Source organism: Mesorhizobium sp. M7A.F.Ca.CA.004.12.1.1, assembly GCF_003997835.1.
Taxonomy (GTDB): domain Bacteria; phylum Pseudomonadota; class Alphaproteobacteria; order Rhizobiales; family Rhizobiaceae; genus Mesorhizobium.
Window position 1 is genome coordinate 1 of record NZ_RZRK01000660.1, and the last position, 3,494, is coordinate 3,494.

Annotated in this window: 4 protein-coding genes and 1 pseudogene; 2 read left to right on the plus strand and 3 right to left on the minus strand. The window is 49.6% G+C overall.

The annotated features are described in order from the left end of the window. Both EN984_RS37875 and EN984_RS27155 read left to right on the plus strand, forming a co-directional pair. Positions 1-442, plus strand: a 442-nt coding sequence (locus tag EN984_RS37875) for a hypothetical protein (protein WP_164765674.1), incomplete at its 5' end; no start/stop codon positions are given. After that, on the plus strand, positions 442-1,098 hold the full coding sequence (locus EN984_RS27155) for a thymidylate kinase (protein WP_127270446.1): 657 nt from the start codon (positions 442-444) through the stop codon (positions 1,096-1,098). The genes EN984_RS37875 and EN984_RS27155, both read left to right, overlap by 1 nt. Positions 1,099-1,101: 3 nt before the next feature. Here EN984_RS27155 and EN984_RS27160 read toward each other — a convergent pair whose 3' ends face one another. The 3 genes and pseudogenes from EN984_RS27160 to EN984_RS27170 form a co-directional block, all read right to left on the minus strand. Continuing rightward, positions 1,102-1,653 (minus strand): AAA family ATPase, encoded by a 552-nt coding sequence (locus tag EN984_RS27160; RefSeq protein ID WP_127372850.1) that lies wholly within the window; start codon positions 1,651-1,653, stop codon positions 1,102-1,104. Then, a complete protein-coding gene (locus EN984_RS27165) occupies positions 1,650-2,468 on the minus strand; it encodes a phosphoribosyltransferase (protein ID WP_127270149.1) in 819 nt (272 codons plus the stop codon). Before EN984_RS27165 ends, EN984_RS27160 begins: the two co-directional genes overlap by 4 nt. A gap of 234 nt (positions 2,469-2,702) precedes the next feature. Further along, positions 2,703-3,494, minus strand: a pseudogene (locus tag EN984_RS27170) (carbamoyl phosphate synthase large subunit); the annotation flags it as partial.

Genomic DNA, 3,494 nt, shown 5'->3' on the forward strand with positions numbered 1-3,494 from the left:
AGTGTCTTCAATGAGCAAAAGTTACACAGAGATTATTTCTGACTTTGACACGGCGCAGGCAGCATGCGTGTGTATTATGATGTCGTCAGAAAGCATAGCGGATGGTATTAAGAAGCAAGGTGGCAACTTAAAACTTGTATTTGGAAAAGAAGAATTTACCGTATCTGCCTTTGATCTCCTAAAGTATTCGATTTATTTCAAAGACATCTCTAAGACTTTTTATACTGATAAAGTTTTGCCGGAAGGCTTGGAGTTTGAATTCGACCTCGTAAAGCTCGCAGTTCGGTTTGCTTTTGACGAGGCCGATGTTCTATTTTTTGAGCCAATGGTGCGGCGTCGGGAAATAATATTGAATCAGGCTACCAGATTTAAGATGTCAGAGTCTCAGTTTCGGTTTCTACTGTCGAATTCAAGAGTGTTGCAGAGGATCATATTCGTTTGATGGGCAAAATAGTAGCTATTGAGGGTGTTGATGGAGCAGGAAAATTTACAGTATCAAAGTCGTTAAAAGCCCTGATCGAGGATCGAGGGAAGACTGCTACCATTGTCTCTTTCCCGCGGTATTCTGAAACCATAGCAGGTCAGGCGCTAGGTAATTTCTTGTCGGGGAAAACATATATTCCTGAGGACCCGAAATCGATTGCCACGCTCTATGCGATGGATAGATTTGAGTCGAAATCCCTTATCGAAAGTATTAATTTAAAATCCGATTTTCTGATATTCGACAGGTATATTGCTTCAAATATGGCTTATCAGTCAGCAAAAGTCGACCTCGAATTCCAGGATCAAATGATAGAATGGGTCTTGAACCTAGAATTAAAAGTGTTCGGGCTTCCAGCTCCTAATCTCAACGCCTACCTGCGTATATCACCGAACGCGTCGGCGAAAAACGTCCTAAGAAAACCTAAGAGAGACTATACTGACCTTGATGCCGATAGGCATGAGGCGGATAGCTCCTTACTTACGAGGGTTCCGCTCGTGTATGAAAATCTAATTGCGAAATCGGTTTTAGGGGAGTGGTGCGCTGTTGATGTAGATTTTGACGGCAACCTTAGGAGACCTGAGGAGCTTGCCGCCGAGATTCTGACACAACTGTAATCGTCAGAGATTGGCTATCGACTGATATATCGCATTCGCCCTGTGCTCCTTTTCGAATGAAAGCCCAACGTATTGTACGTCAAGCATTTCGAGCGCCTCTAAGCTATGGTTTTCCATCTTTAAACGGTATGCTGGGTCAGCAACGCGTAGTGAGTCGACCTGAACAGGAATGCCGTGATCGACTGGACAAAAGAAGACTTTGCCATATGTGGAGCACCATTGTTTCAGCGCGGGGAATAGAGCGTCTAAGAATGGGCCCGGCTTTGATGCCTTTTCCATGGTATCTAGAAAATGCGAAAATATGTCTGGAATACCCCTGTCACAGATGGTGATTGCAGCTCCATCCTTACTGGCTTCGATCTCACTACAGATTTGCTGGCAGTATAACCACGATGTAGTCTCAAAATCCTGAGATTTGTTGAGCGCAAATGGTGCTTTTCGGGCGACTTCCTCGACAAGTGACACCTTGTGTCCGTTAGTCTCCAGCAAAGTCTTCGTTGCAAGCACCGTTTCTGTTTTTCCTGCTGAAAAGGCCCCGCATATCAGTATCTTCACTTTTCTATTTTCCCGGTCGCCCGAAATTTGACCAGTGAATGAAGAGTCACCCCTTTGTTTGCTAAAACGAGGCGTGGATCCTTGATCTCCGGCTCAAACACGACAAGAAACTCCGTGGCCTTTAGCTCGAATTTCTTAAGGTCATCGATCAGTTTCATTGCTTTGGCGCCTCCAGTGGTACTGTCATCGACAATAAGGCCCACAGAATTTTTTGGCGGCTGCGCCAATGCGTCGAAATAGGACGAGAACATAGCAGGGTCTATTTCGAATTTTGGCTTCGAGTTGTGCACAACCAAGGGGAGGTTCAGTATTTTAGACATTTCGTAGGCAATGAATGGACTTCCGCTCTTAGGAGCAACTATAAAGGAAAATTCGAAATTCTTGAGTTCTGCGTCGTTATTCAATTTTTCTCGCCAAAAAGTGACGAGGCGTTTAGCGTAGCGCTCAGCAACCTCCGAAGAGGTCGTTGCGCCCATCAGATCAATAAATCCATTAGACTGAGTTGAATTAACGCTACCAACCGAAACCTTCTTGGAAATTTTTATCGAATTTAAATCCCGTATGGTCCCAGAGTACAGATCTTCTTTGTTGTAAAAAGAATGAAATAAGCTTGAAATTGTTCTTCTTTTGACGACCCTTCCTTCGATCCCCATTTCGCGCAGAACGTCTAGGGTTGAAGCCAGCTTATTTCGATTTAACCACTTGGATATAAATCCAGGAAGAAATCCAACAAAATCTAAAACCGCCACAACTGTCGATATCGAAAGTATTATTGTAATTAATAATATAAACGGATCATTGGTAGGTATGGTCATATCGTCAGCCCCCTAGTTATGCCCTAGGGGGCTGAATAACACGTTTCTTTTGACTTCGCTATCGTTGGTGCAGGGCCCCTGATTGCCGCTTTCGATCACCACTGCTGCCGCCTTCGCGTCGATAGAGGCGATGCAATTCTGTTTCTGGCTGAACTCTGCCGCAGCGAGGCCCCAACAGATTACGATCACCCGTGCGGGCTTCCGTCATCTGCCTACGGCAGCTTCTCCCTGTTCTCACGCAAAATACTCCTGCAGCGGCCTGACCTCGAGGCTCCCCGCCTTCAGCGCAGCAATCGCTTCCGCCACCGCAGCCGCACCCGACAACGTGGTGTAATACGGCACCTTCTGCATCAGCGTCGCCCTGCGCAGCGACTTCGAGTCCGACACGGCCTTCTGGCCGTCCGTCGTGTTGAAGACGATCTGCACCTGTCGGTTGCGGATGGCGTCCTCGATGTGGGGGCGGCCTTCCAGGACCTTGTTGATCTTCTGCGCGTCGACACCGTTTTCGGCGAGGAAGCGGGCGGTGCCCGAGGTGGCCAGGACCTTGAAGCCGAGGCCGGCAAGGCGCTTGACCGCCGGCAATATGCCTTTCTTGTCCTCGTCGCGCACCGAGACGAACAGCGTGCCGGAACGCGGCAGGTCGACACCGGCCCCTAACTGGCTCTTGGCGAAGGCGAGCGCGAAATCGCGGTCGAGACCCATGACCTCGCCGGTCGAGCGCATTTCCGGGCCGAGCAGGATGTCGACGCCGGGGAAGCGGGCGAAGGGGAAGACCGCTTCCTTGACCGCGATGTGGCCGGGGTTTCTGGGGTCGGGCATGGCGCCGTAATGGGCGAAGGCGTCTTCCAGTTTTTCGCCGGCCATGATGCGGGCGGCGATCTTGGCAATGGGCCGGCCGATGGTCTTGGCAACGAAGGGCACGGTGCGCGATGCGCGCGGGTTGACCTCCAGCACATAGACCGTGCCATCCTTGATCGCATACTGCACGTTCATCAGCCCGCCGACATTGAGAGCGCGGGCAAGCGC

Excerpts from the sequence above, each read along its gene's own strand:
- EN984_RS27155 (WP_127270446.1), top strand. The coding sequence starts at position 442 with ATGGGCAAAATAGTAGCTATTGAGGGTGTTGATGGAGCAGGAAAATTT.
- EN984_RS27165 (WP_127270149.1), bottom strand. The coding sequence starts at position 2,468 with ATGACCATACCTACCAATGATCCGTTTATATTATTAATTACAATAATA.